General features: G+C 64.8%; 27 protein-coding genes and 1 tRNA gene. 13 read left to right on the top strand and 15 right to left on the bottom strand.

Annotated elements, in window-relative coordinates:
• Window positions 1–512: 512 nt before the first annotated feature.
• Window positions 513–1217, bottom strand: a complete 705-nt coding sequence (locus tag ACXJMY_RS35720) for a hypothetical protein (protein WP_456624049.1) — start codon at window positions 1215–1217, stop codon at window positions 513–515.
• A gap of 96 nt (window positions 1218–1313) precedes the next feature.
• On the opposite strand from ACXJMY_RS35720, the gene ACXJMY_RS35715 reads away from it, so the two are divergent.
• Window positions 1314–1766, top strand: a complete 453-nt coding sequence (locus ACXJMY_RS35715; protein WP_456624048.1) for a VOC family protein — start codon at window positions 1314–1316, stop codon at window positions 1764–1766.
• Window positions 1767–2159: 393 nt separating this feature from the next.
• Window positions 2160–2798, top strand: coding sequence for a glutathione S-transferase family protein (locus tag ACXJMY_RS35710; RefSeq protein WP_456624047.1), 639 nt, complete (start codon window positions 2160–2162; stop codon window positions 2796–2798).
• A gap of 133 nt (window positions 2799–2931) precedes the next feature.
• Here ACXJMY_RS35710 and ACXJMY_RS35705 read toward each other — a convergent pair whose 3' ends face one another.
• From ACXJMY_RS35705 to ACXJMY_RS35695, 3 genes are read right to left on the bottom strand one after another with little or no spacing between them, the layout of a single operon-like run.
• A complete protein-coding gene (locus ACXJMY_RS35705; protein WP_456624046.1) occupies window positions 2932–3099 on the bottom strand; it encodes a hypothetical protein in 168 nt (55 codons plus the stop codon).
• A 5-nt stretch (window positions 3100–3104) separates the two neighbouring features.
• Window positions 3105–3380, bottom strand: coding sequence for a hypothetical protein (locus ACXJMY_RS35700; protein WP_456624045.1), 276 nt, complete (start codon window positions 3378–3380; stop codon window positions 3105–3107).
• Between the two features lie 57 nt (window positions 3381–3437).
• The gene (locus ACXJMY_RS35695; protein ID WP_456624044.1) at window positions 3438–3692 is read right to left on the bottom strand and encodes a PilZ domain-containing protein; all 255 of its coding nucleotides are present in this window, start codon (window positions 3690–3692) and stop codon (window positions 3438–3440) included.
• Window positions 3693–3918: 226 nt separating this feature from the next.
• Here ACXJMY_RS35695 and ACXJMY_RS35690 point away from each other — a divergent pair.
• Window positions 3919–3993, top strand: a tRNA-Glu gene (locus ACXJMY_RS35690).
• Window positions 3994–4064: 71 nt separating this feature from the next.
• On the opposite strand, the gene ACXJMY_RS35685 is transcribed toward ACXJMY_RS35690, so the two are convergent.
• Together ACXJMY_RS35685 and ACXJMY_RS35680 are read right to left on the bottom strand one after the other, a co-directional pair.
• Window positions 4065–4898 carry an FkbM family methyltransferase gene (locus ACXJMY_RS35685; RefSeq protein WP_456624043.1) on the bottom strand — a complete coding sequence of 278 codons (834 nt, stop codon included), beginning with the start codon at window positions 4896–4898 and terminating at the stop codon, window positions 4065–4067.
• Window positions 4899–5023: 125 nt separating this feature from the next.
• Window positions 5024–6853 carry an acyltransferase family protein gene (locus tag ACXJMY_RS35680; protein ID WP_456624042.1) on the bottom strand — a complete coding sequence of 610 codons (1830 nt, stop codon included), beginning with the start codon at window positions 6851–6853 and terminating at the stop codon, window positions 5024–5026.
• A 259-nt stretch (window positions 6854–7112) separates the two neighbouring features.
• Here ACXJMY_RS35680 and ACXJMY_RS35675 point away from each other — a divergent pair, with 259 nt between their 5' ends.
• From ACXJMY_RS35675 to ACXJMY_RS35655, 5 genes are all read left to right on the top strand, one after another.
• Entirely contained in the window at window positions 7113–7739 is a 627-nt protein-coding gene (locus ACXJMY_RS35675) for a PilZ domain-containing protein (protein WP_456624041.1), read from the top strand.
• 116 nt (window positions 7740–7855) lie between these two features.
• On the top strand, window positions 7856–8098 hold the full coding sequence (locus ACXJMY_RS35670; RefSeq protein ID WP_456624040.1) for a hypothetical protein: 243 nt from the start codon (window positions 7856–7858) through the stop codon (window positions 8096–8098).
• 625 nt (window positions 8099–8723) lie between these two features.
• Window positions 8724–9764: a PrsW family glutamic-type intramembrane protease gene (locus ACXJMY_RS35665; RefSeq protein ID WP_456624039.1), complete on the top strand. Its 1041-nt coding sequence runs from the start codon at window positions 8724–8726 to the stop codon at window positions 9762–9764.
• A 72-nt stretch (window positions 9765–9836) separates the two neighbouring features.
• A complete protein-coding gene (locus tag ACXJMY_RS35660) occupies window positions 9837–10415 on the top strand; it encodes an HdeD family acid-resistance protein (protein WP_456624038.1) in 579 nt (192 codons plus the stop codon).
• Between the two features lie 236 nt (window positions 10416–10651).
• On the top strand, window positions 10652–11737 hold the full coding sequence (locus ACXJMY_RS35655) for a 3-deoxy-7-phosphoheptulonate synthase (protein WP_456624037.1): 1086 nt from the start codon (window positions 10652–10654) through the stop codon (window positions 11735–11737).
• Between the two features lie 55 nt (window positions 11738–11792).
• On the opposite strand, the gene ACXJMY_RS35650 is transcribed toward ACXJMY_RS35655, so the two are convergent.
• From ACXJMY_RS35650 to epmA, 3 genes are read right to left on the bottom strand one after another with little or no spacing between them, the layout of a single operon-like run.
• A complete protein-coding gene (locus ACXJMY_RS35650) occupies window positions 11793–12044 on the bottom strand; it encodes a hypothetical protein (RefSeq protein ID WP_456624036.1) in 252 nt (83 codons plus the stop codon).
• 43 nt (window positions 12045–12087) lie between these two features.
• Complete coding sequence (locus ACXJMY_RS35645) at window positions 12088–13182, bottom strand: lysine-2,3-aminomutase-like protein (RefSeq protein ID WP_456624035.1); 1095 nt, start codon at window positions 13180–13182, stop codon at window positions 12088–12090.
• The gene (gene epmA / locus ACXJMY_RS35640; RefSeq protein ID WP_456624034.1) at window positions 13179–14243 is read right to left on the bottom strand and encodes an EF-P lysine aminoacylase EpmA; all 1065 of its coding nucleotides are present in this window, start codon (window positions 14241–14243) and stop codon (window positions 13179–13181) included. Before epmA ends, ACXJMY_RS35645 begins: the two co-directional genes overlap by 4 nt.
• A 162-nt stretch (window positions 14244–14405) precedes the next feature.
• Here epmA and efp point away from each other — a divergent pair, with 162 nt between their 5' ends.
• From efp to ACXJMY_RS35625, 3 genes are all read left to right on the top strand, one after another.
• Window positions 14406–14972: an elongation factor P gene (gene efp / locus ACXJMY_RS35635; RefSeq protein ID WP_456624033.1), complete on the top strand. Its 567-nt coding sequence runs from the start codon at window positions 14406–14408 to the stop codon at window positions 14970–14972.
• Between the two features lie 46 nt (window positions 14973–15018).
• Window positions 15019–16620 carry a M23 family peptidase gene (locus ACXJMY_RS35630; protein ID WP_456624032.1) on the top strand — a complete coding sequence of 534 codons (1602 nt, stop codon included), beginning with the start codon at window positions 15019–15021 and terminating at the stop codon, window positions 16618–16620.
• 196 nt (window positions 16621–16816) lie between these two features.
• Window positions 16817–17725, top strand: a complete 909-nt coding sequence (locus ACXJMY_RS35625) for an amino acid ABC transporter substrate-binding protein (RefSeq protein ID WP_456624031.1) — start codon at window positions 16817–16819, stop codon at window positions 17723–17725.
• Between the two features lie 105 nt (window positions 17726–17830).
• On the opposite strand, the gene ACXJMY_RS35620 is transcribed toward ACXJMY_RS35625, so the two are convergent.
• Both ACXJMY_RS35620 and ACXJMY_RS35615 read right to left on the bottom strand, forming a co-directional pair.
• Window positions 17831–18340: a cupin domain-containing protein gene (locus tag ACXJMY_RS35620; protein WP_456624030.1), complete on the bottom strand. Its 510-nt coding sequence runs from the start codon at window positions 18338–18340 to the stop codon at window positions 17831–17833.
• A 21-nt stretch (window positions 18341–18361) separates the two neighbouring features.
• Window positions 18362–18841 (bottom strand): carboxymuconolactone decarboxylase family protein, encoded by a 480-nt coding sequence (locus ACXJMY_RS35615; protein ID WP_456624029.1) that lies wholly within the window; start codon window positions 18839–18841, stop codon window positions 18362–18364.
• Window positions 18842–18895: 54 nt separating this feature from the next.
• Between ACXJMY_RS35615 and ACXJMY_RS35610 the strand changes: the two genes are divergently transcribed.
• Window positions 18896–19444 carry a MarR family winged helix-turn-helix transcriptional regulator gene (locus tag ACXJMY_RS35610; protein WP_456624028.1) on the top strand — a complete coding sequence of 183 codons (549 nt, stop codon included), beginning with the start codon at window positions 18896–18898 and terminating at the stop codon, window positions 19442–19444.
• Window positions 19445–19477: 33 nt separating this feature from the next.
• On the opposite strand, the gene ACXJMY_RS35605 is transcribed toward ACXJMY_RS35610, so the two are convergent.
• A complete protein-coding gene (locus tag ACXJMY_RS35605; protein ID WP_456624027.1) occupies window positions 19478–19660 on the bottom strand; it encodes a hypothetical protein in 183 nt (60 codons plus the stop codon).
• 230 nt (window positions 19661–19890) lie between these two features.
• On the opposite strand from ACXJMY_RS35605, the gene ACXJMY_RS35600 reads away from it, so the two are divergent.
• On the top strand, window positions 19891–21120 hold the full coding sequence (locus ACXJMY_RS35600; RefSeq protein ID WP_456624026.1) for a lytic murein transglycosylase: 1230 nt from the start codon (window positions 19891–19893) through the stop codon (window positions 21118–21120).
• Between the two features lie 144 nt (window positions 21121–21264).
• Here ACXJMY_RS35600 and ACXJMY_RS35595 read toward each other — a convergent pair whose 3' ends face one another.
• The 3 genes from ACXJMY_RS35595 to ACXJMY_RS35585 all read right to left on the bottom strand — a co-directional run.
• Window positions 21265–22062: an aldolase gene (locus tag ACXJMY_RS35595; RefSeq protein ID WP_456624025.1), complete on the bottom strand. Its 798-nt coding sequence runs from the start codon at window positions 22060–22062 to the stop codon at window positions 21265–21267.
• 166 nt (window positions 22063–22228) lie between these two features.
• Entirely contained in the window at window positions 22229–23038 is an 810-nt protein-coding gene (locus ACXJMY_RS35590; protein ID WP_456624024.1) for an SDR family NAD(P)-dependent oxidoreductase, read from the bottom strand.
• Between the two features lie 33 nt (window positions 23039–23071).
• A partial coding sequence (locus ACXJMY_RS35585) for a DHHA1 domain-containing protein (RefSeq protein WP_456624023.1) occupies window positions 23072–23672 on the bottom strand: 601 nt, incomplete at its 5' end.

Genomic DNA, 23672 nt, shown 5'->3' with positions numbered 1-23672 from the left:
GCCTATAACCTTCTAAATCAGCGTGTTTTTCCGAAAACGAAGTTCGAGGGTAACTCTGTCGCGAYGCCGACGATTTCTGGGGATAATCAATACTGCGGACGCTTCAGCAACTCGCGATTACGATGGCGGCACTGTTGCCGTAATCCCATACAACCTCTCGCTGTTTTCAGCCACAGGCTATGCTTTGCGCCAAGGGCGTCCAAGTGGCACGCAAGGGCATCTCCAAAGGCAGGAGATGGAATTGCGGTGACAGTGCATCAAATTCATTCGCCGTCGGGGCATCATCTTCGATGACGGTACGACCAAGCTTCACCTGCACCGCCCTTACATCCTGATAGCCCGGTGCGTGTCGAAGTCGAGGGTAAGACTCCGAACGCTGAGGAGATCGAGATGTGCCGCCACCTCTAGGTCCGTCTCTATGAAGCGATGGACCTCCGGGTAGCGAACTTCTGCCCGGCCCTCCTGCTGCACTCCCGCCAAATCCTGGCGGCGATCGTTGAGAACATCTCGGCCTAACCAACCCGGATTCTCGTCATGAGCCAGAGATGCACCTCCGGTTTCAATCTGCCAGTAGTGTGCAGATACAACGCGATGTTGAAGCGGCGATGGCCCTCCATCAACAGATAGGCTGCCGGAAGCACTTGATCGGGAAACTCAACCGTTTCGCGGTTGATGTGCGCGTCTCGATTGTCGAGAACGATGATCGGCGCTGGAAAATCGCCGTGCTGAAGCATATAGGCCGACGTCCGGTAAGGCTCATCGAACTCCCAATCATCCACTAGGCGGTGGCCGTGGCTGACGCAGTCCTTCTGGTCGGCGTTGAAGCGATTCCAGATCGATAGCACCTCAAACAGCCGTTCTGATTTCCACGTCACGAGCTCAAATTGATAGTTGGCCGAGCGCAGGTAGGAATACGGCGACTTGCCCCAATGCTCATGGAGCCAGTAACGGGCTACGTTCTCGGGGACCGTTCTGAACTGGCGCCGAGCTCTCCGCCGCCACTCGTCAAATGGCTCCTTCTCCCACCCACTGGCGTCGACTTTTGGCTTAAGGCGTTTGGGATAATCGTCCATGGTGACCAATAGATACGCCGGTCGTTTGACGAAATTCAAGCCATGGCACGTGATGAAGCCGCGCTCCACCCTGGTTCGGATAAGCGGCGTGACTTCAGGCCCACCGCGTTGCGATACTTCACCGGCCGTCCTCCTCACGCGCATGTGCACGCGCCCCCTGCCCCTTGTCGCATTTTGCTGCTATTCATCGCCCCCGCCCGAAACCAAAAACCCTCCATCCGTTCCAAGGGAGCAACAACCATGCGATACCTCCACACCATGCTGCGCGTGCGCAATCTCGATGTCGCGATGAAGTTTTACCAGGATGCGCTGGGACTGAAGGAGGTGCGGCGGATCGAGAACGACAAGGGGCGTTTCACGCTGGTGTTCCTGTGCTCGGCCGACGACCTCGAGGCGCTGAAGAAGCAGCCCAACACGCGCGGCGCGCCGCTGGTCGAGCTCACCTACAATTGGGACGAGGAGAAGTACGGCGAGGACCGCTTCTTCGGCCATCTCGCCTATGAGGTCGACGACATCTATGCCACCTGCGAGAAGCTGATGAAGGCCGGCGTCACCATCAACCGGCCGCCGCGCGACGGCAACATGGCCTTCGTGCGCTCGCCCGATCTGCACTCGATCGAGCTGCTGCAGAAGGGCGAGCCGAAAGCGCCGCAGGAGCCGTGGTCGTCGATGCCGAACACCGGCCACTGGTAATTCCCGTAGGAACAAGCCCTCGCCGCCTGCGTTCACCCTTCGACAATGCGATTGGAGGAGGAACGCAATGGGACGAGGATTGTTGTTGTGGATGCTGGGCGTGCCGATCCCGGTGATCATCCTGCTGTGGCTGTTCTTGGGCCACTGATCGACCGACCAGCATGCATGAAAGCTCCGCCGACGGCGGAGCTTTTTGCATGAGAGGCCCGGCGCAATCGCCGTCGCTGGCTCCAGGGAATTCAGCTATCACCCGCGAGGTGGGCGCGTAGCCCGGATGGAGCGCAGCGTAATCCGGGACCACTGCGGCCGAAGCACCCCGGATTGCGCTTCGCTCCATCCGGGCTACGACACCAAAAAACGACGACAGCAAAAAGCGCCGCGGGAGGTCAAGAGATGCCGGACAGCAAGCTGACGATCTGGGGCCGCGCCAACTCGGTCAACGTGCAGAAAGTGCTGTGGTGCCTCACCGAGCTTGGCCTGCCCTATGAGCGCATCGACGCCGGCATGAGTTTTGGCAAGACCCGCGAGGCCGACTATCTCGCGATGAATCCCAATGCACGGATCCCGACGCTGGTCGATGGCGATTTCGTGCTGTGGGAGTCCAACTCGATCCTGCGCTATCTCTGCCTCGCGCATGGCCGTGGTACGCCGATCTATCCGGAGGCGCCGAAGCTGCGCAGCTCGGTCGACCGCTGGCTCGACTGGACGCTGTCGACGGTACAGCCGGTCGACCGGCCGGTGTTCTGGGGCATCGTGCGCACGCCRCCCGCGGAGCGCGACATGCTCCAGGTGCAGAGGGATGCGGATGCTGCCGCCGAGGTCTGGGCGATCGCCGACCGCCTGCTCTCATCGCGCCGCTTCATGGAGGGCGACCAGTTCACGCTGGCCGATATCGCGATCGGGTCTTATGCGCGGCGCTGGCTCGGCGTCGAGGGCGTCACCCGCCCGGCCCAGCCGCACCTGACGCGCTGGCTCGCCGAGCTCGGCAAACGGCCCGGATTCGCGCAGCATGTGGCCCCGCCGATGTCGTGAGGCGGCGGCGCGGCCTAAGTCGCGCTGCTGTCGCGAGGATTCGCGTTTCCGGCGCCTCATCTTCGCACTTGACGGCTACTGTGCATGGGGTTGTTTGTCATTTTTTTGTTTTGGCGGGTCCTCTTGGCGGGCCCTAGCGCCAGCCGCGCTCGACCAGCAGCACGCAGATGATCAGCACCAGCGTCACCACCGCGGTGGCAAGCCGCGCGGTCCAGCTCAGGCCGCGGCCGACCCACCACAGCAGCGCGCAGTACATCATCACAGGGACGAGGATATCGAGCCGCAACAGATCCGGCGACATGTCGGTCAGCGCCGGACGGTGGCGTCGATGCTGATCGAGCCGCCGATCTTCACGCAGGTGCCGGTGCCCTCGACCATGACGAAGCGCGGGCCATAGGACGCGCAGGAGCCGGCCTTAGCGCTCCCGGCCGCGCTCTTCAGCGGCAAGGTCTTCACTGACGAGGCCTTGCCCGCCTGCGGCCGCTCAGCGGCGGGCAGGCGCAGGCTCTCGGCCGCTGTGGCGGAGGTCGCTGCAAGACAGCTGAAAACAAGACAGCCGGGAATGAGGATCGTTGCGCGCATCCCACGCGTTCTAGCCCGGACGGCTGCCCTGCGCCATCCGGGTCGCGCCGGCCGAGCTCAGAGGAACTTGATGCCGGCCGATTTGCCGCGGCGCCAGACCACCTGGCAGCTCCGCCCGGTCCGCGCATCGCGCGAGAACGCCATCCGGACCACGCCCGGAAGCTGGCTCGCATCCTCGTCCATCGTGATCTTGGCGCCCGAGCTCGAGATGTCCTGGACCAGGCAATGCCGCGCGGCGAACCCGCCGTCCAGCGTGATCCAGGCATGCCGCGACAGCAGTTTGCGGGCTGCGCGCTTGGTGGGCTGTGGCATGGATGAAAAAATCTCCCATTCCAGCTACCGCAGGGAACCCTAATAAACCGTTGAAATCGCCCCCGAATGATCCCGGGGGCGAGGCTATCCACCGCCCCCAAAAGACCGTTCCCGAACGGCTTGCCCACGGGCCCAAAGGCCACTATACGTTCGCCCGCCGCAAACCGCCGGGCACGACTCGTGCGGACGGCGGCCGTGCCGCGAAGAGCGGCGGGGCCTTGCGTTTGCTCCCTTCGTCTATCGGTTAGGACGCCACCCTTTCACGGTGGAGAGAGCGGTTCGATTCCGCTAGGGAGCGCCAGCACCCCTCATTCGCTGCCCGCTCTTGAACGCCGTCTCCGGAGGCCGTCTCGCACCTGCGGCGCCTTGGGATCAGTAGCTGCCGCAACAATGCTTGAATTTCTCGCCTGAACCGCAGGGACAGGGATCGTTGCGTCCAACCTTGATGTGCCCGTAACGCAGCCGGTTGAGGATTTTCCTGTTCTGCTCGAGGATCGTCTTGCGGCGCGTCTCCTGGACGCCGATCACCGCCGCGTTGTCGCCGACATCCCAGAACGCCTGCGGCTTGAGATGCGCGAGCTTGCCGCTGACATAGACCGGATAGAACCAGCCGAGCGTTCCGTCGCGCAGGCGCTGCAGCGTCGTCAGGTCGTAAAGAAAGAAGCCCGCCGCCAGCAGCGTCGCGTTGATGTCCTGGAAGTCGTCAATGTCGGCCTCGCACACCACCACACTGCAATTTTCCAGCACATGGCGCGCGCCCTTCAGCGCCGCCTGCTCCGCCCCCTGCACGTCGAGCTTGAGCAGGAACGGCGGCTTGAGCGACAGCTCCTGGACCAGCGCGTCGAGCGTCCGCGCCGGGACCTTGACCTTGCTCTTGATCAAATCGTTGACCCGCGACCAGTAGAGGTCGCCTGCCGGGCGCACCGATGACCAGTAAGGATGCACGGATTCGGTGATCTCGATCTCGCCTTCGTGGTCGGTGATGGCGCAGATGCGATAGTGCCCGCCAAGCGCCTCCTTGATCGCCTTGAGCGAGTCCTCGTAGATCCGATTGGCGTCGATGTTGAGCGGCACCGCATCGCCGAGGCACGACAGATGGTTGAGCACGAAGTGCCCGTCGGCGCACCCGAGGTCGACCACGGTGCCGTAACGCAGGCCTTTCGCGAACAAATTTTGCAGCGTTGCGCTGAAATCGGTTGCCTGCATGAAATCAATCCAAACAATCCAGAATTGATCAGTAACACGCGGTCGGCGGCGCGATCAACTCGACGTAGTGCCGGCGCGGCGCACGCGTTTGGGGCGCGGAAGCGGGAAACCCGCCGACGGTGCGGTCATGGATGCGGCCCGCGAAACAGATCCCCGCCGATGACCTCGATCACCAACCTCGCCCCGCCCGGCGACAGATGGATCGTATCGGTCGCGACCACCTCACCGTCCGGCGTGCGGACCAGGCACTGTTGCCGCGGATCGCAAAGCACCTTGCGCAATGACACATAGTCGACGCCTGCGGATTTGCTGAAATCCGCCATCAGCTCGTCCTCGGCAGGGCCCGAAACGCCGGAGCCGAGCCGGTCCGGCAGGTCATGGGAGAAGCGATAGTGGTTGATGACCGCGTGCGGCAGCGTGCGCTTCCACACCGGAGGCGGCCCGATGATGACCACGCGCGCCACCCCGGCGCCGCGCAGGGCGGCGATGGTGCTGCCGAGCTTGTTCAGGTCGTTGTCGAAACCCCACATCGCGTGCAGCACGACGACGTCCGGACGAGATTCCCTGATGAGGGCAACAGCCCTGGCGTTGCTTTCGACGCAGGACGCGTTCGGTCCCGCACCGAGGATCGGCGCACAGCCAGGCGCATTGAAACGCCCGACGCGGAACGAAGCGCGTTGTGCCGCCTCCACCACGGCCGGATAGAGAGCCGCGCCGTTTGAATCGCCCCACAACAGCAGCAGCGGCTTGTCGCCCCGCTCGACGCAGCTCGTATCAAAGCCGCTACCCGGCGCCTCCAGGAAGCAGTGATCCTTGAATGCAGGATTGTCATCGGTGCTGACGGCCGCGATCGCCTGCAACGCCTGCGGAAATCGCGAGACGAAGCCGGCGGAGAGGATCGTGGCGATACCGATCGCACCCACCGAAGCCAGCGTGATCGACAAGGCCGGCACGACGTTGCGTCGATGGCGGATCGGCTGTTCGATGAAGCGGTAGGTCAGGATCGAAAGCACGGTCGCGGCGAGGACCGCGGCCCAGATCTCGATGAAATTCGGCACCCCATGCCGCACGATTCCGAGATAGGCGAGCAGCGGCCAGTGCCAGAGATAGAGCGGGTAGCTGATGAGACCGAGCAGCACGGCGGGCCTGCTCGACAACAGCACGCGGTTGACCGCGGCATTCGGCGACGTGATGACGAGCGCGGCGCCGACAATTGGGAGCAGCACCAATGCTCCCGGAAAGGACATCGAGCGATCGAACAGCAGGGCGGACGCTGCAATGGCGCCAAGGCCGATCGCGCCGAGCAGGTTGCTGCTGCCTTTGCGGACGAGGTTGGCCTCGGCCACGAGGCCGCCGATCAGCAACTCCCAGGCCCGCGGCAAGGGCGCGTAGAAGCCCCAATCCGGGTTCGTCGCCGCCAGCGCCACGCCGGCGGCCAGCGACAGCGCGATTGCGCCGAGGATGTACTGCCGCCGCCACCGCGAGCGCGCCAGCAGGCCGAGCGCCAGCGGCCAGAAGATGTAGAACTGCTCCTCGACGCCGAGCGACCAGAGGTGGAGAAGCGGATTCTCGGCAGCGAGCGGCGCAAAATAGCCGGCCTGCCCGAGCTGGAACAGGTTCGAGGCGAAGAGAACGCTGGCCGCGATGTTCTCTCCGAGCAGACGGAACTGTGGGGGCAGCAGGATTGCCCATCCCAGCGCATAGGTCGCCAGCAGCACGGCGATCAGCGCCGGAAAGATCCGCCTGATCCGCCGCGCGTAGAATGTCGCGAGCGGAACGCCGCCGGGCGCCAGTAATATCCGCGTGATCAGAAAGCCCGAGATGACAAAGAAGACGTCGACGCCGACGAAGCCGCCGGGCAGCATCCAGGGGTGCGCGTGATAGCCGACCACCAGCAGGATCGAAACGGCACGGAGCCCGTCAATATCTGGCCGGTAATTCTCGGACGGCATCATCGAGGTTGCACTAGCGGCATTCGCGTCGAGACACAATCCGACACGGATTGGCAATTGATGGACACGAATGTGTCGCCGGCGAGGTCGGCAAAAACCGCCGCGGCGCATCTGCCATGGGTCGCCGCGCTCACGATGACGCGATACCGACCCACGCGTTTACCGCAAATTTACCCCTGCTCCTGAATGCCGGTATCATTTGCTTAGAGGTTGTCCGCTACCGTGGAAACACGGGAAGCAATCCACAACACGATTGGTGCTGATGTCCGTCGCAGAGTTCCTCAGGCAGCGTGCGGTGGAAGTCACCGTGAGCGGCAGCTATTCGCTGCACCGCTGGTACGATTGCGAGGGCAAGCTGCGAACCTTCGCCTGCCGTACCAAGCGCGTCTCGCCGTTCCGCATGATCGTGGACGTGCCGGTCGTCGGCAAGGTCGGCGAGCGCGTGACCTCCTACTTCCAGGATTTCGGCGAGTTCGAGTGCACCATCAGCGCCACGCTGAAGACGGGCTTCCTCATGGAACTCGACATGACGCGGGCGCGGCGCGCCTGGATGTCGGAAAAGCTGACCTGGCTCGAGAAGAAGCAGAAGGACGCCAGCGTCGAGGAACTGCGGCGCGACGCGCGGTTCGTGCCGCAGGTCTCGCATACCTTCCTGACGCTCGCCGACGGCGGCACCCATCCCTGCTTCATCATCGACGTCTCCACCGCGGGCGTCGCGGTGTCCTGCGAATACGATCCCCAGATCGGAACGCCGCTCGCGGTCGGGGCCTGCGTCGGGCGCGTCATCCGGAAATTCGCCGACGGCTTTGCGGTCAAATTCGCCGAAAAACAGCAGCGGGACGACCTCGCCCGCCTGGTCGTTCGCTCGGCCGTGCTGCAGCCGGCCTGAAGCTCCAGACGCCGCCTCCGCACCTTCGCCCTATCTCGGCCCCATTGCGGAATCAGCATATGGGGGTCCGTGCCCCGTGCCGGCCTTCATTTGCAGACTTGCGACCGGAGGACCGAATGGCAGTCGAGAAGATTACCTGGGAAAGGGTCGGCCGGGTCACCGAGCCCGGACGCTACATGTACACCTTCGGCTGGCTCACCATCACCGCGGGCGATCTCGATATCTGGAAGCAATACCCGCAGGCGGCGTTCACATTGCTCGCCCAACACGCCGAGCCGGACGCGTTCGCCGGCGAGGAATTCCATCTCGGGGCGTTCGACATCGCCCCCGATGCGCCGCCGCGGTTCACGACCCACTGAGGGCGGTCGATGCCGGCTCCAATCGCCTTGCCGCGACCGCCGATTCGAGCCGCCACAACCGGCGCTTCGCGTGAGGAACGGTTGCACGGAGCGCAGATCCACACCGGAACGCATGGCACGGGCGTTGCTTTATCAACGCCGTGATGCACATCGCCCCGGTCGACCAAGCCTTCCTCCTGCTGCTGATCGCGGCCTGCTTGGGCGCGTGCCTCGTGCGCGCCTTCTGGGAGCTGGAGCAGATGCGAACCCGCCGCATCGATTCATCGCTTCGCCGGCGGACAACGAAGCGTGACTAGGTCGATCGCCCCGGCTGCGCGTTGTCCGGGTTGAGGCCATGGCGCCTCCAGCCGCGCGGCGGGGACAAATGCATCGTGAATCGAAGAAACCCGCGCATTCCCTTGATCTCGCTGACCAATCGCGGCCTGATATCAGGCGCGCAACCGTTTCCATTGATGACGAACAAGTTCCGTCATGCGATTGATTATCCTCGCATTCTACAGCATTGGTGACGACGCGATGAACGGAAGCTGTCGCGCTTGTTAAGCGACGGGACAGCAAGCGCATGACACATGGTCGCATCGGTAGAAGTAGATAAGCCGGTCAAGGGAACCTATTTTCGACGCCGATGTACCTGATTGAAGCGTTACCCACCGTCATCGGAACTGCCGCCATCGCGCCGGCGCTCCTGATGTTGTGGCTTGTCATAGCGGCAGAGGAACGCCCGGGGCCGCCGGCCCAGGTCTGGACCGCGTTCCTGCTCGGCGCGGCCAGCATCTCGCTGCTGGGCCTCGCCCGCGCCCCCTTCGCCAAGATGGTCGCGGCCCCCGACAACCCCTGGGCGGCGCTCGCCATGCATTCGGTGTTCGGCGTCGCGCTGCCGGAGGAAGCCGTCAAGGTGATCGCCATCGTGCTGGTCTCCTCGACCAAGCGGCGGACCTTTGCCAATCCGATGGACACCGTGGTCTATGGCGCCGCCGTCGGCCTTGGCTTCGCCGCTTACGAGAACCTCGCCTATCTCGTGCAGCATGCCGAGATGTGGCGGTCGCTGGCGGCGCTGCGCAGCGTGCTCACGGTGCCGTTCCACGGCGCGCTCGGCATCATCGCCGGCGCCTATCTGACGATCGCGCGCGCCGGCACGGCGCTGGGCGCAAACCGCCATCATCGCGACTGGGCCCGCCTGTCCAGTCGCCTCCTGATCTTCGCAGGCCCGCTCGCGCTGCATGCGGCTTTCGACTTCCCGCTGCTCACGCTCCAGCGGATGCCGGACCTGGATCCGACGCTTCGGATGTGGCTGGGCGCCGCGAGCCTCCTGATCGGGTTCAGCTCGATCGCGTTCGCCATGCGTCTGGTCCGGCGCGTCGCGCGCCATCATGCGCCGCGGACCGAGGTGGCGCGCGAGCGGCTGAGCCAGTTGCGCCGGATGTGGGCGCTGCTGCTCGCCGGCGGCGGCGTCGGCTTCCTCGGCCTCGCTTTTGTGCTGACCTCGATCCATCACTGGCTGATCAACCCCGAGCGCAACCTGACGCTGGCCCTGATCCCGATCGGCCTGACCTCGATCCTGCTCGGCATCGCGCTTCTGATTGTCACAAGTGCGATCTACATTCTCGGCCGCAACCGCATCCGTACCAGCGCGGAAGGTTTTTCCTCTGCGCCCGGTGGCGGCTGAGCCGCGGGATGGCAAGCCCGGTGCGCACATACTACATTGAGCCCATCTGCTGCTTGCGACGTAGAGGCCACCATGCCATCGCCCGAGGATTTTTCACGGCTGCAATCCGCCATGAGCCGGACGGTCAAGGCGCATTGGAAGGCCTTCCTGTTCGAAGGCATCCTGCTCGCCGTTCTCGGTATCGCCGCGCTGATCCTGCCGCCGCTCGCGAGCCTCGCGGTCGCGATCGTCCTCGGCTGGATGTTCCTGATCAGCGGCATCGGCGGGCTGATCGTGACCTACTGGGCGCGCAGCACGCCGGGCTTCTGGTGGTCGCTGATTTCGGCGGCACTTGCCGTGCTCGCCGGCATGTTGCTGCTGGCCCGCCCGATGCAGGCCGTGCTGACGCTGACCATCGTGCTCGGCGCCTATTTCCTCGCCGAGGGCGTCGCCACCATCATGTATGCGCTGGAGCATCGCCGCGAACTGAGCGGCCGCTGGTCGTGGCTCCTGATCTCGGGCCTCGTCGACATCGCGATCTCGTTCATGGTGATCACGGGACTGCCGAGCTCGGCGGAATGGGCGATCGGCGTCCTCGTCGGCATCAACCTTTTGTTCGGCGGCGCCACCCTGATCGGCATGGCGCTGGCGGCACGCAACAGCAACACCTGACCCGGGATCGTTGCTTCCGCAGCCGATTGGGGGGTGACAACCCGCCAATGGCGCGCTATATGGCCTGCCATGATCACCCTCGTCACCAGCTATTTTTGGTACTTTAGCTACGACAGCTCGCTGGCGGCAGGAGGATCGCGCTCAATCTAAAATATTGAAGCAAACGTCCGAACAAGCCGCCAGACCTGGCGGCTTTTTTATTGGCCGGCAGGTTCTCAAAATGACAGGAGCCCGCCGTGCTAAGCACGACAGACGATCTTCGTATCCGCGAACTGAAAGAGCTGAGCACGCCGGACGAGGTGATGCGGGAAGTCCCGCGCACGCTCACCGCAACGCGTGTGGTGATGGCGGCGCGCAACGCCATCCACGCCATCCTCAATGGCCAGGACGACCGGCTTCTGGTCGTGGTCGGCCCCTGCTCGGTGCATGATCCCAAGGCCGCGCTTGAATACGCCGAGCGCCTTGCGAGCTTGCGCGAAGATCTCGCCGACCAGCTCGAGATCGTGATGCGGGTCTATTTCGAGAAGCCGCGCACCACGGTCGGCTGGAAGGGCCTGATCAACGATCCCGACCTCGACGGCAGCTTCAACATCAACAAGGGCCTGCGGCTTGCACGCAACGTGCTGTCCGCGGTCAACAATCTCGGCCTGCCCGCCGGCGCCGAATTCCTCGACATGACGACGCCGCAATACATTGCGGACCTGGTGTCCTGGGCCGCGATCGGTGCCCGCACGACCGAGAGCCAGATCCATCGCGAGCTGGCCTCGGGGCTGTCCTGCCCGGTCGGATTCAAGAACGGCACCGACGGCAATGTGCGCATCGCCGCCGACGCGGTGAAATCAGCCTCGCATCCGCATCACTTCATGGCCGTCACAAAACTCGGCCGCTCGGCGATTGCCTCGACGGCGGGCAATGAGGACTGTCACATCATCCTGCGCGGCGGCAGCAAGCCGAACTACGACGCGGAAAGCGTCGCCGCCGCCTGCAACGAGCTGGCGAAATCCGGCGTCGCGCCGCAGGTGATGGTGGATGCAAGCCACGCCAATTCCAGCAAGAAGCCGGAAAACCAGCCGCTGGTCGCAGCCGATATCGCCGGACAGATTTCCGGCGGCGAGAACCGCATCATGGGCGTGATGATCGAGAGCAATCTCGTCGCCGGCCGCCAGGACGTGGTGCCGGGCAAGCCGCTGACCTACGGCCAGAGCATCACCGACGGCTGCATCGACTGGGCGACCACGGCAACGGTGCTCGAGCAGCTCGCCGACGCGGTCGAGATCCGGCGCAATACAACGCGCGCGGGCCTCCACGAGCGTTCCGCCTAGCGGACGATTGCGGGCGGGGTGATGCTGTCGCGCCCTGCCCGCACATCCATCTGCCTCAGCAGCCGCGGCAGATGCTCTTGATTTTCTTGTCCAGCGCCGCGTCTTCCTTGTTCACCGGATTATTCGGATCGCTCAGATTCTTCTCGCTCGGCACGTCGGAAGCCCGCGGCTGGCGATGCCCGACCGGCGCAGGCAGCACGGAACCCGCCGACTGTCCCGACGTCGTCGATCCCTTGCTTCCGCTCTGCGCGAAGCCTGTGCCGCCGAACACTACCAGGAGCGATAGTGCCGCGATGATGTTTCTCATTTTGCTCCTCCGTTCCTCAAGCCGGCTCTCGCATCTCAACCGATCAGGTCTCTGGCGGATAGAGATGAACGTCGCCGCAATAGTCGACGATACGATAGCGCGTTTCCAATGCCGCATCACGTGCCTCGGGTGCGGTATTTTGCTCCGCCAACACGTAATTCGGGCCCAGCGGCGATTTGCCGGCGCCGCCGGGGATATCGATGACATAGTCAGGCTGGCACAATCCTGACACCCGTCCACGCAACTGACGCATGAGGTCCTGGCCTTCCGCGATCGTGGCGCGCAGATGCGCGGTGCCTGGCGCGAGATCGCCGTGATGCAGGTAGTAGGGCTTGATCCGGCATTCGACGAAAGCTCGCATCAAATCCGACAGAGCGGCGATGCTGTCATTGACGCCGCGCAAAAGCACGGACTGGCTGACCATGGGAATCCCGGCATCGACGAGCCGCGCGCAGGCCGCGCGAGCCGCGCCCGTCAGCTCCCGCGCATGATTGGCATGCACCGCGACCCAGGTGGTCGCGCCCTCGGCCTTCAGTGCCGCGACCATCTCGTCGCTGATGCGCGCAGGGTCCGCCACGGGCACGCGGGTGTGAAGGCGGACGATCTTGACGTGCTCGATGCCGGCGAGGTCGGCCATGATCTCGCCCATGCGCCGCGGCGACAGCATCAGGGGATCGCCGCCGGTCAGGATCACTTCCCAGATCTCGCTGTGCGCGCGGATGTAGTCGATGGCGGCGCGGTAGGCCGCTTCCGAGAGCGCGTTCTCCTTGCCGGGGCCGACCATCTCGCGGCGGAAGCAGAAGCGGCAATAGACTGCGCAGACGTGAACCAGCTTGAACAGCACCCGATCGGGATAGCGGTGCACGATGCCGGGGACCGGCGAGTGCGCGTGGTCGCCGATCGGATCGGCGTTCTCGCCCGGCTGCACCTCGAGCTCGGCGGCGCTCGGAACGAACTGGCGCGCGATGGGATCGTCGGGATCGGATGGGTCGATCAGCTCGACCAGCGCCGGCGTGATCGCGACCGCATAGCGCGCGGCGACGTGCTCGAGCGCAGGCAGCGCGGCGGCAGGCGCCAAGCCTTCGGCCACGAGTTCGGCCGGTTCGCGCAAGGTGCGTGCAAGATTGGTCTTCGTCATTTTTCACTTAGCGTTTCATTTGCAGGCGGTGTCCACACCACCTGATCAATTCTTGAAGCGCCGCTCGCCAGCATCACCAGCCGGTCGAAGCCGAGCGCGACACCGCTTGCCTCCGGCATGGCGGCAACGGCGGCCAGAAAATCCTCGTCCAGCGGATAGGCCTCGTCGTAGCGGCGCTGCTTCTCCACCATCGATTCCGTGAAGCGCTTGCGCTGCTCCTCGGCGTCGGTGAGTTCGCCGAAGCCGTTGGCGAGCTCGACGCCGCAGGCATAGACCTCGAACCGTTCCGCGACCCTGGAATCGCCAGCCTTTACCCGCGCCAGCGCTGCCTCCGGAGATGGGTATTCGAACAGAATGGTCAAACGGCCCTGCCCCAGATGCGGCTCGACATGCTCGACCAAGACCTTGCTGAAGATGTCCGACCAGGTGTCGTCCTCGGCGACGCGGACCCTACCACCGGCCGCCTGGGCGAGCGCGGCACGGTTACCCCTGTTGCCCGAGATTGTCGACAGCAGGTCGATCCCCGCAAACCGCTCGAAGGCACCTGCAACCGTGAGCAGTTCCGGCTCGGCGAAGGGGTCGGCGGTCCGGCCCCGGAACGCGAAAGTCCCGATCCCGGTCGCCTGCGCGGCCCGGGCGACAATCACCACGGTGTCGGCCATGATGGCGTCATAGGGGGCGCCCGCCCGGTACCATTCCAGCATGGTGAATTCGGGCAGATGCAGGTCCCCGCGCTCGCGATCGCGGAACACTCGTGCGAATTCGAAAATTCGCTCCTCGCCGGCAGCCAGGAGCTTCTTGCAGGCAAATTCCGGCGATGTCCGTAGATATCGGCTGGCCCGGCTGCCGTCGGGCCGCATGATCTCGGTCCGGGGAGCATGCAGATGGGTCTCATTGCCCGGGGAGACCTGAAGCACGGAGGTTTCGACTTCGACAAAGCCCTGTTCGGCGAAAAAGCCCCGTAGTGACCCGGTAATGGCCCCCCGCGCCTGCAGGAACGGCCGCCGGTCCAGGTGGCGCGAGGGCGACCAGAACGGCGAAATCGGCTTGTCCCCAGCCATCAGCCGACGACCCCGCAGGCCAGCAAAATGCTGGCATTCAACGACAAAATGCGTATGTTGCGGCCCGAAACGGGTGCCGAGGTCTGATTTGAGGCCCCAAGTCCCCCATCAATTTGACCACGTCCTGGCCTGAGCCGGGCCAAGCAAGCAGGAAATACAGCTTTGAGAGTCATCGCCAGTTCTATTCGCAAGGGCAACGTGATCGAGCAAGACGGCAAGCTTTATGTCGTCGTCAGTGCCGAGAACATCCATCCCGGCAAGGGCACCCCGGTCAGCCAGATCGAAATGCGCCGAATCTCGGACGGGGTAAAGATCTCCGAACGCTACAAGACCACCGACCAGGTCGAAAAGGCCACGATCGAAGAGCGCAATTTCACCTTTCTCTATGAAGATGGTGACGGCTACCACTTCATGAACCCCGAGAGCTACGACCAGGTCCAGGTTTCCAAGGACGTGGTTGGCGACGCGGCCGCCTATCTTCAGCCAGAGATGACCGTCAAGCTGTCGACCCACGACGTCAACGTGGTCTCGCTCGCGCTGCCGCAGCGCGTGACGCTGGAAGTGGTCGAGACCGAGCCGGTGACCAAGGGTCAGACCGCTTCGTCCTCGTACAAGCCCGCGGTGCTCTCCAACGGCGTGCGCACCACCGTGCCGCCGCACATCGCGGTCGGCACCCGCATCGTGGTGATGACCGAAGACGGCTCCTACTCCGAGCGCGCCAAGGACTAACAAAGGGACTGAGGGATCGGGACAGGTACCGCCGGGGGGCGAGACAGTGGGTAGGGAGAGTTTCCGCTTCGTCTTGCAAGCCCTGGCGTTGCTTTCGCTCCTCATTGCAACCCCGGTCGCGGCGGACGAATTCCGCAGCCCCTCGCTCACGGCCCTGCGCGTCGATTGGCGCGCAGCGCTCGACCAACTCCGCACCGAGATCAACAGCCGCCCCCAGATTGCCGGCGATTTCATCTTCGTGCCGCGCCGTTCGGTGCCGCGATACGATCCGCGCGCGATGCCGGCGCTGGTGCAGCTCAATGCGGTCTCCTCGCAGTTCTTCACCGGCATTGCGCGCAGCTCCGTTCCGGTGCTGCTGCCGTTCGACGCCGCCGCTTACCTCGACGCACAGCGCAGCGGCGCGCCGGCGACGCTCGCGCTGTCGCGCTACCAGGCCGATTTCAATCCCGTCGACATGTTCGACGCCGGTCCCGCCGGCTACAGCGCGAGCTTTTCGTTGGACCCGGGCGCCGGCGACGACATGCCAACACGGGTTTTTGCGCGGCCGGTCGAGGTGCAGATCACGGGCTCGGCGCTGATCTATGACATCGCCGATCCCAGCGGCGGCAAGGGCGAGCCGGTCAAACCGCTCGCAGCAACCTATCCGGATCTGCGCAGGTTCATCCGCGAAGGCTATGTGCGCTACGCCTTCACCCGCTTCGGCGTCGCCTATGTGGTGTCGATCCAATGCCTCGACAGCGTGGCGAAGCCGCGCCGGCTCGCCTGCAAGGAAGCCTCTCCGGTTGCCGAGCGTTTCCTGAAGGCGCTACGCATCGCCGGCGGCCAGCGCATGCGGCCGTTGACGGACGTCGCCTCCAGCGTCATCGATCGTCCCTCAGCGCGTTCGCCGGAATTCGGCTACCGGCCGAGCGGCGACATCATCCCGAACACCGGCTACCGCAACAAGAGCGGCCATCCCGATGTGATGGCCTATGCCCAGATTCGCTTTCCCCTCGAAAAGGCGCCCGCCTTCGTGCGCTCGCAATCCTACGGCAAGCGCGACAGGAGCGACGGGCCGACCGCCTATCCCTGGCGCGACAATTTCTGCGAGTCGCGCAGCTTCGAGGTCTGGCAATGCGGCGGCGGTTACGGCCACCAGGGCGAGGACATCCGTGCGGCCGGGTGCCCGCCGCAGGGCGAGGGCGGCGAGCGCTGCGACCCCAAGCAACGCGGCGTGGTCGCGGTGCGCGACGCCATGGTGATCCGCGGCTCCAAGGACCAGGCCGCCACGCTTGAGATCAACGGCCGCACCGAGCACATCCGCTTCCGCTACATGCACATGAACCCGCAGGCGATGAACGCGGACGGCCTGCTCAACGGCCGCCTCGTCACCGAGGGCGAGAAGATCGGCGTGGTCTCGAACTATCTCGACCATCCCGCCGGCACCTCCATGCACCTGCACTTCGACGTGCAGGTCTTCACCCGCGACGGCTGGATCTGGGTCAGTCCCTACATCACGCTGGTCTCGGCCTATGAGCGCCTGATCCGCGCCCGCGGCCGCGAGGTCGGCCCCGAGATCGCGGGCGCCCCGCAGCCCGTGGCACATGCGCTGCCCGAGGATGTGATCAAGCCGGATTTGCGCGAGGGATCGAGCAGCGAAGAGAACTGAAACCCAAGCCTGTTAATTTGCAGGCTCGGCCTTCTCGGTGTCGTCCCGGCGATTGGCGGGAATGCCGTCGCACAATCGCATGGCGCCGCATCCCACGAGCGGATTCCGTCTGGCCCCAGAATTGCTTGGCTACCGGTAGCCAAGGCGAAACCCCGCCTTCGCAAGCGTTGCATCGAAGCAAAGCGAAGGGAATCACATGCGTTTTCTCACCACGGCGGCCGTTCTGGCCGTCGCGTTTGCCGCGCCGGTTCATGCGCAGGAATTGAGCGGCACGTTGAAGAAGGTCAAGGAGACCGGCGCGATCACACTCGGGATACGCGACAGTGCCGTACCCTTCAGCTACATCGACGACAAGCAGAAGATCGTCGGCTACGCCATCGACATCTGCATGAAGATCGTCGACGAGATCAAGGCCGAGCTCAAGCTGGACAAGCTCGAGGTCAATGAGAGCATTGTCACCTCGTCCAGCCGCATTCCGTTGATGGCGAACGGCACCGTCGACCTCGAATGCGGCTCGACGACCAACAACGCCGACCGCCAGAAGCAGGTGTCCTTCACCAACACGCATTTCCTCACGGCAAGCCGCTTCGTGTCCAAGAAGGCGCTGAAGCTCGACCAGGTCGACGACCTCAAGGGCAAGGCCGTCGTCTCGGTCTCAGGCTCGACCAACCTGACCCAGCTCAACAAAGCCAACGCTGCACGCTCCATGGGCATCACCGTGATGAACGCCAAGGACGTCCCCGAGGCGTTCCTGATGGTCGAGACCGACCGCGCTCAGGCATTCGTCATGGATGACATCCAGCTTGCGGCCATGATCGCCTCCTCGAAGGATCCATCGCTCTACGCCATCAGCACCGGCGCCTTTTCGGATCCGGAGCCCTACGGCATCATGCTGCGCAAGGACGACGCGCCGTTCAAGGCCGTGGTCGATCGGGCGACCGCCAAGCTCTACAAGAGCCCGGAAATCGAGAAGATCTACAACAAATGGTTCATGGAGCCGGTGCCGCCGCGCGGCCTGAACTTCCACGTCCCGATGCCGGCCTCGATGAAGAAGTCCTTCGAGCACCCGTCGGACAATCCTGATCCGGCGTCGTACGGAGGCTGACGCGGGGCACGGCGCGTAGCCCGGATGGAGCGCAGCGACATCCGGGGGTCTTCTTGCGCAGATGCAGCGGTCCCGGATTGCGCTTCGCTCCATCCGGGCTACCGGCTACTCCAACAACGTCGTGAGCTGCGCGCCTTCGTCCGCCACGAACACCGCGATCAATTCCGCAGGCTCCGTGACGCTGGCATTGGCCGAGACCAAATGCGTCGAGCCCGGCGGCTCGAAGAAGGACTGGCCGACCCCAAACGTCTCGACCGGGCCACCGCCAAGCTGGGAGCGGATTTCGCCCTTGGTGATGTAGGCGGTCACCGAGCCTGCGTGACGGTGCGGCCGCGAAAACCCGCCGGGACCGTAGAACACGCGCACGATGGTGACGCGCTTGCCCGGGACGTTGGGCAGCGCGTAGGAGCCGATCGGCTCGACCTTGTCCAGCGGCGAGCTCTCGGCGGGGTTGGCGCAAAGCGGCGCCAGCGCAGCGGAGACCGTGTCCATCGTGACCGGCAGCGCCTTGCCGAGCGCGACAGCGCACGCCAGCCCGCCGACGACAGCGAGGATCGTCGCGCGCGATGGCGACGGCAATTGTCGCGGCGCAGCGGCCAAACTCAGTCCAGTCATGTCCACCTCCTCTTCATGCCTTCAGGATGCCGCGGCATTCGCCGCGACCGGCCGCTTCGCCGGCGTCCAGCGATAGGCCGCGCCAAAACGGTTCCAGACGTTGATCGAGGCCACCGCGGATGTCAGGTACATCAGCTCGGTCTCGGAGAATTCGCGAGCAGCCTCCGCATGGACTTCATCGCTGACACCGTCGGGCAGACAGGTCAGCGCCTCGGTCCAGGCCAGCGCGGCGCGCTCGCGTGCGGAGAAGACCGGCGCCTCGCGCCAGACCACGACCAGATTGAGCTTGTCGACGGGAACGCCGATCCGCTCGGAGAGCAGGATGTGATGCTGCAGGCAAAAGGCGCAGCCATTGATTTGCGAGGCGCGCAGCTTGACGAGTTCGAGGAGCTGCTTGTCGAGGCCGGCCTTGGCCGCAAGCTGGCCAAGCGCCAGCACCAGATCATAGGCATCGGGCGCGAGGCGCTTGAAATCATCGTATTCGCTGCGGGCCTGTGACATTGCGGTTCACCTCGTCTTATTATAAGAGCACTTACATCTTATAAGAGCTCTCATATGACGCGCAAGACGGCTGACATCACGAGACCGCAACCGCGGCAGAAAACGGCATCCCGAAAGCACGCCGACCCGCCGGCCGCCGACGGCGCGCCGCGCGTGCCCGCTCCCGGCGAAGGCAAGCGCGGCGAAGAAGGCTATCTCGGCTATCTGCTGCGCCAGGCCCACGCCGCGGTCCGGCTGACGATGGAGCGAACGCTCGCCGACCTCGGCGTGACCTCGCCGCAATTCGCCGTGCTGACGATGCTCAATGCCTATCCCGGCCTGTCGGGCGCCGACGTCGCCCGTCTCACCTTTCTGACGCCCCAGACCGTCGGCGTGATCATCCGCAATCTCGAGCGCGACGGGGCGATCGTGATGACGCCTCATCCCGTCCACGGCCGCATCCAGCAATGGACGCTGACGCCGCGCGGCATGACGCTGCTGAAAGCTTGCCGGGAACGTGTGATTGCACTGGAGAAGCGCCTCGCGGCGGGCCTGGATGCCAAGGCAGAAATCGCAATCCGGCGCTGGCTCGCCGGCATCGCAACCGATTTGCAGGACGATTAGGCAGTCCGCATGCGCCGAACGCCGGGACGAAGCCTAATCGCCTCCGCCGCCTCCGCCGTCTCCGTCACCCCCATCGGCGTCCGAAAAATCGCCGAAGGCGCCGTCGCCCTGAATGCCCCGGCCGAAATTCTCGGCGATGATCATCAGGATCACGACGAACAGCCCTGCGCCAAAAGGCCAGGGATTGGCACGGATGATGTCGAACAGCTCCCGCATGCGCGCAATCTGCGCAGACAGGAACGAACCGACCGTAAAACGAAAGGCTTAAAGTTGGGGATCGCGACTTTGCGGGAGGCGGCCTGTGCCCGCCCTTCAACGCTTTCTTAACCTCGCCGTCTGGCCAGGTCGCACTCGCCGCGATCACCCGCACACGGCTTTGATCCGTAGTGGCGTGTTCCTCCTGTTCCAGTGCTCACAGGAGCCATGTTTCCCGCTAGAATGGGTCCATGAAACAAGCTGATTCCTCGGCCAATCACACCCGCCGCACCTTGCTGAAATCTGCGTTCGGCGCAGCCGCCCTGCTCGCTTTCCCGACGCACGTCTTGGCCGCGCCGCCGGGCTTCGACGAATGGCGCGAAGGCTTTCGCGCGCGGGCAATGGCAAAGGGCATTTCGGCAGCGACATGGCAGCGCGCGATGGCGCGCGTCGAGCCCGACATGAGCGTGTTCAAGCAAATGCGCAACCAGCCGGAATTCCACGAGCAGCTCTGGCAGTACATCAACCGCCGCGTCTCCGACTGGCGTATCATCAACGGCAAGATCGCGCTCAAGAACAACGAGGCCTTGCTCGCGCGCATCGAGCGCGACTTTGGCGTCGAGCGCGGCACGCTGCTGGCGCTGTGGGGCGTGGAGTCCGCCTACGGCGATCCGCTCGTCCAACAGAACCACATGACACCGGTGTTTCCCTCGCTCGCCGCGCTCGCCTGGAACGAGCCGCGGCGGAAAGCCTATTGGGAAACCGAGCTGATCAACGCGCTGCGCATCGTCGACAAGGGCTGGAGCACCCCGGAGCAGATGCAGGGATCCTGGGCCGGTGCGATGGGCCATTCGCAATGGATGCCCGAGGTCTGGCTCAATGTCGGCATCGACTATGACGGCGACGGCAAGGTCTCGCCGTTCGGCAAGCCCGACGACGCGCTGGGATCGACGGCGAAATATCTCGTCAACCGCGGCAAATGGCACCGCGGCGAGCATTGGGGCTACGAGGTACGCGCATCAGGCGATATGAGCGGGAGCCGCACATACGCCGCCTGGGCATCGGCCGGTGTCACCCGTGCCGACGGCCAGCCGTTTCCGCAACCGAATGCATCGGCGCAGATATGGACGCCGGTTGCGGGCGGACCGACCTTCCTGCTCGGACCGAATTTCAACGCCGTGAAGAGCTACAATCCCTCGATGAACTATGCGCTGGCGATCTGCCATCTCGGCGACCGCTGCCTCGGCGCGCCGCCCTTCATCCAGCCCTTCCCCGGCTCCGAGCGCGCGCTGACGCTCGCCGAGGTGCAGGAGATGCAGACGCGGCTGACCAAGGCAGGCTTCGACACCGGCGGCACCGACGGCCGCGTCGGCAACGACACCATGAAGGCGATCAAGGATTTTCAGCAGAAGGCAGGCATCACGCCCGCGGATGGCTATGGCGGGCTGAAGGTGCTGGCGAAGCTGCGGCAGGGGTCGTAAGTGTGCTCTCTCCCCTCGTCATTCCGGGGCGCGCGAAGCGCGAACCCGGAATCCATCGTGCAGCAAGCGACGCAGAAAAATGGATTCCGGGCTCGCGCCAAGTGGCGCGCCCCGGAATGACACTGTGGGTGACGCGCCCCTGCCTCAGTGCCGGTACTGCGGCTCCTCGGCATCGAGCTGTCTACGGATCGCGGCAAGATGCAGCCGCGCGGATTCGGAATCGCCCTCGCGCATCTGCTTGTAGGTGGCGGCCGCAATCGCGGAATCGACCGGCCGCACCGTTCGTCCGGTCGACATCGCCAGCACCTGCACCTCGGCAGCGCGTTCGAGGTAGTAGAGATCGTCCCAGGCTTCCGCGATGGTCGGCGCCAGCACCATCACGCCGTGATGCTTCATGAAGACGATGTCGGCATCGCCGACGGCGGATGCGATCCGCGCGCCTTCGCTGTTGTCGAGCGCGAGGCCGTTATAGTCGCGATCGACCGCCGTGCGGCCGTAGAACTTCAGCGCGGTCTGCCCCGCCCAGATCAGGGGATCGCCCTCGGTCATCGACAGCGCCGTGGCATAGGGCATGTGGGTGTGGAAGGCGACCTTCGCGCGCGGCAGGCGCTTGTGCATCTCGGCGTGGATGTAGAACGCGGTCGCCTCGGGCACGCCCTCGCCGTCGAGCACATTGCCGTGGAAGTCGCAGATCAGCAGCTTTGACGCGGTGAGCTCGCGGAAGGCGTAGCCGTAGGGGTTGACGAGGAAGAGATCGTCATGGCCCGGCACCACGGTCGAGAAATGGTTGCAGATGCCCTCCTCAAAACCGTTGCGGGCCGCCATGCGGAAGCAGGCGGCAAGATCCTCGCGCGCGGCGCGGATCGCATCGGTGGCGAGGTCCGGCCGGTTCGAACGGAACGGCGCCGGCAAGGATGAGGAAGCGTTAAGACTGTGCGCCATGGCGAAGGAAACCTCTGTCGGTCGGAAGCTCCTCGCGTTGTACAGGGGCGGCGCCTGCGCGTCAGCCCCTGCGGGCGCCACCCTGCCCTTCGCAGCCCGCGCGGCGGCTTATTGCTTGAGCATGATCCTTTCGGAAAACCGCTGCACACTTTTTCCGGATCATGCTCTATTGCCGCCGCGCCACGCCGCCGGCGTTCATGCCGCCATCGATCACGAGCTCGCTGCCGGTGACGTAGCGCGAGGCGTCGGAGGCCAGATACAGCACGCCGCTGGCGATCTCCGCAGCCTGCCCGGCGCGGCCGAGCGGCGTGACAACCCTGGCGCGCTCGTCGGGATCGATCGGCGCATTGCCCTGGTTGCCGGTCGCGCCCGTCGGGATCTTGCCCCAGATCGGCGTGTCGATGATGCCGGGATGCACCGAGTTGACGCGGATGCCGTCGCCGGCCGCCGCACACTCCATCGCGATCGATTTCGCGAACAGGCGCACACCGCCCTTGGTCGCCGAATAGGCCGACAGCCCCGGCGAGCCGCGCAGGCCCGCGAGCGAGGACATCATGACGATCGAGCCGCCACCGGTCTTGCGCATCAAGGGCAGGCAGTGCTTCACGGAGAGAAACACGCCGTCGAGATTGATCGCGTTCTGCTTGCGCCAGTCGCCAAGCGTCATGTCGACGATCGAGGGCACGGCAATGCCGATCCCGGCATTGGAGACCATGATGTCGAGCCGGCCGTATCGCTTCGCGATCTCGGCTGCGATCTCGATCCAGCGTTCCTCGCTGGTGACGTCCTGCTCGAGGAAGATCGCCTTGCCGCCGGCCTCGGTGATGCGCCTCGCGAGCTCGGGCCCGCGCAGCTCGTCGATATCGGTTGCAATGACGGTGGCGCCCTCGCGCGCGAACAGCTCGACGATCGCCTCGCCGATGCCGGAGGCGCCGCCCGTCACCAGCGCGACCTTGCCCTCAACCTGCCCTGCCATGTTCACTCCCTTTTTTGTTGTTTGGGGCCGTTGTTATCTAATCACGGATGGCCCCTGGTCCGGTAGCGCGACGTCGATGACGCGGAACTGCACGCGTTCGGCGCCCTGGTAGCGGTCAACCGACAACGATCCCGCGACATGCACTTGCTGGCCGCGATTGGCGAGCAGCGCATTGCCGAGTTTTTGTCCGACCGAACGGAACGCGATGCCGTTGACGATGGCGCCGTCGCCCGACTTGAAGCGCAGCCGCAGATGCGCCTGGCCGACCTCGTCGGCATAGACGAGCTGATGCGCCGGCAGCGCCAGCACGACGTCCGGATTGCCGCTGCCGAAGGGACCTGCGCGGTTGAGCGTGGCCGCAAGCTCCGTCGTCACCGCGCGCGCTGAGACCGCACCGTCGATGTAGAGCTCGTCGACGTGGCGCGCCTCCGCGACGTCGCGCGCCAGCGTGCTTTCGAGATAGGCGCGAAACTCGGCGAGCTTCTCTTTGCGAAGCGTCACGCCCGCGGCCATCGCATGGCCGCCGCCCTTCAGCAGGATGCCGTCGGCCACCGCCTGGCGGACGGCCTTGCCAAGATCAACCCCGGCAATCGAGCGGCCCGAGCCGGTGCCGATGCCGCCGGGCTCCAGCGCA

The organism is Bradyrhizobium sp. P5_C12 (assembly GCF_054049735.1).
The sequence above is the reverse complement of the archived record's forward strand: the minus strand, read 5'-3'. Positions and strand labels throughout refer to the sequence as shown.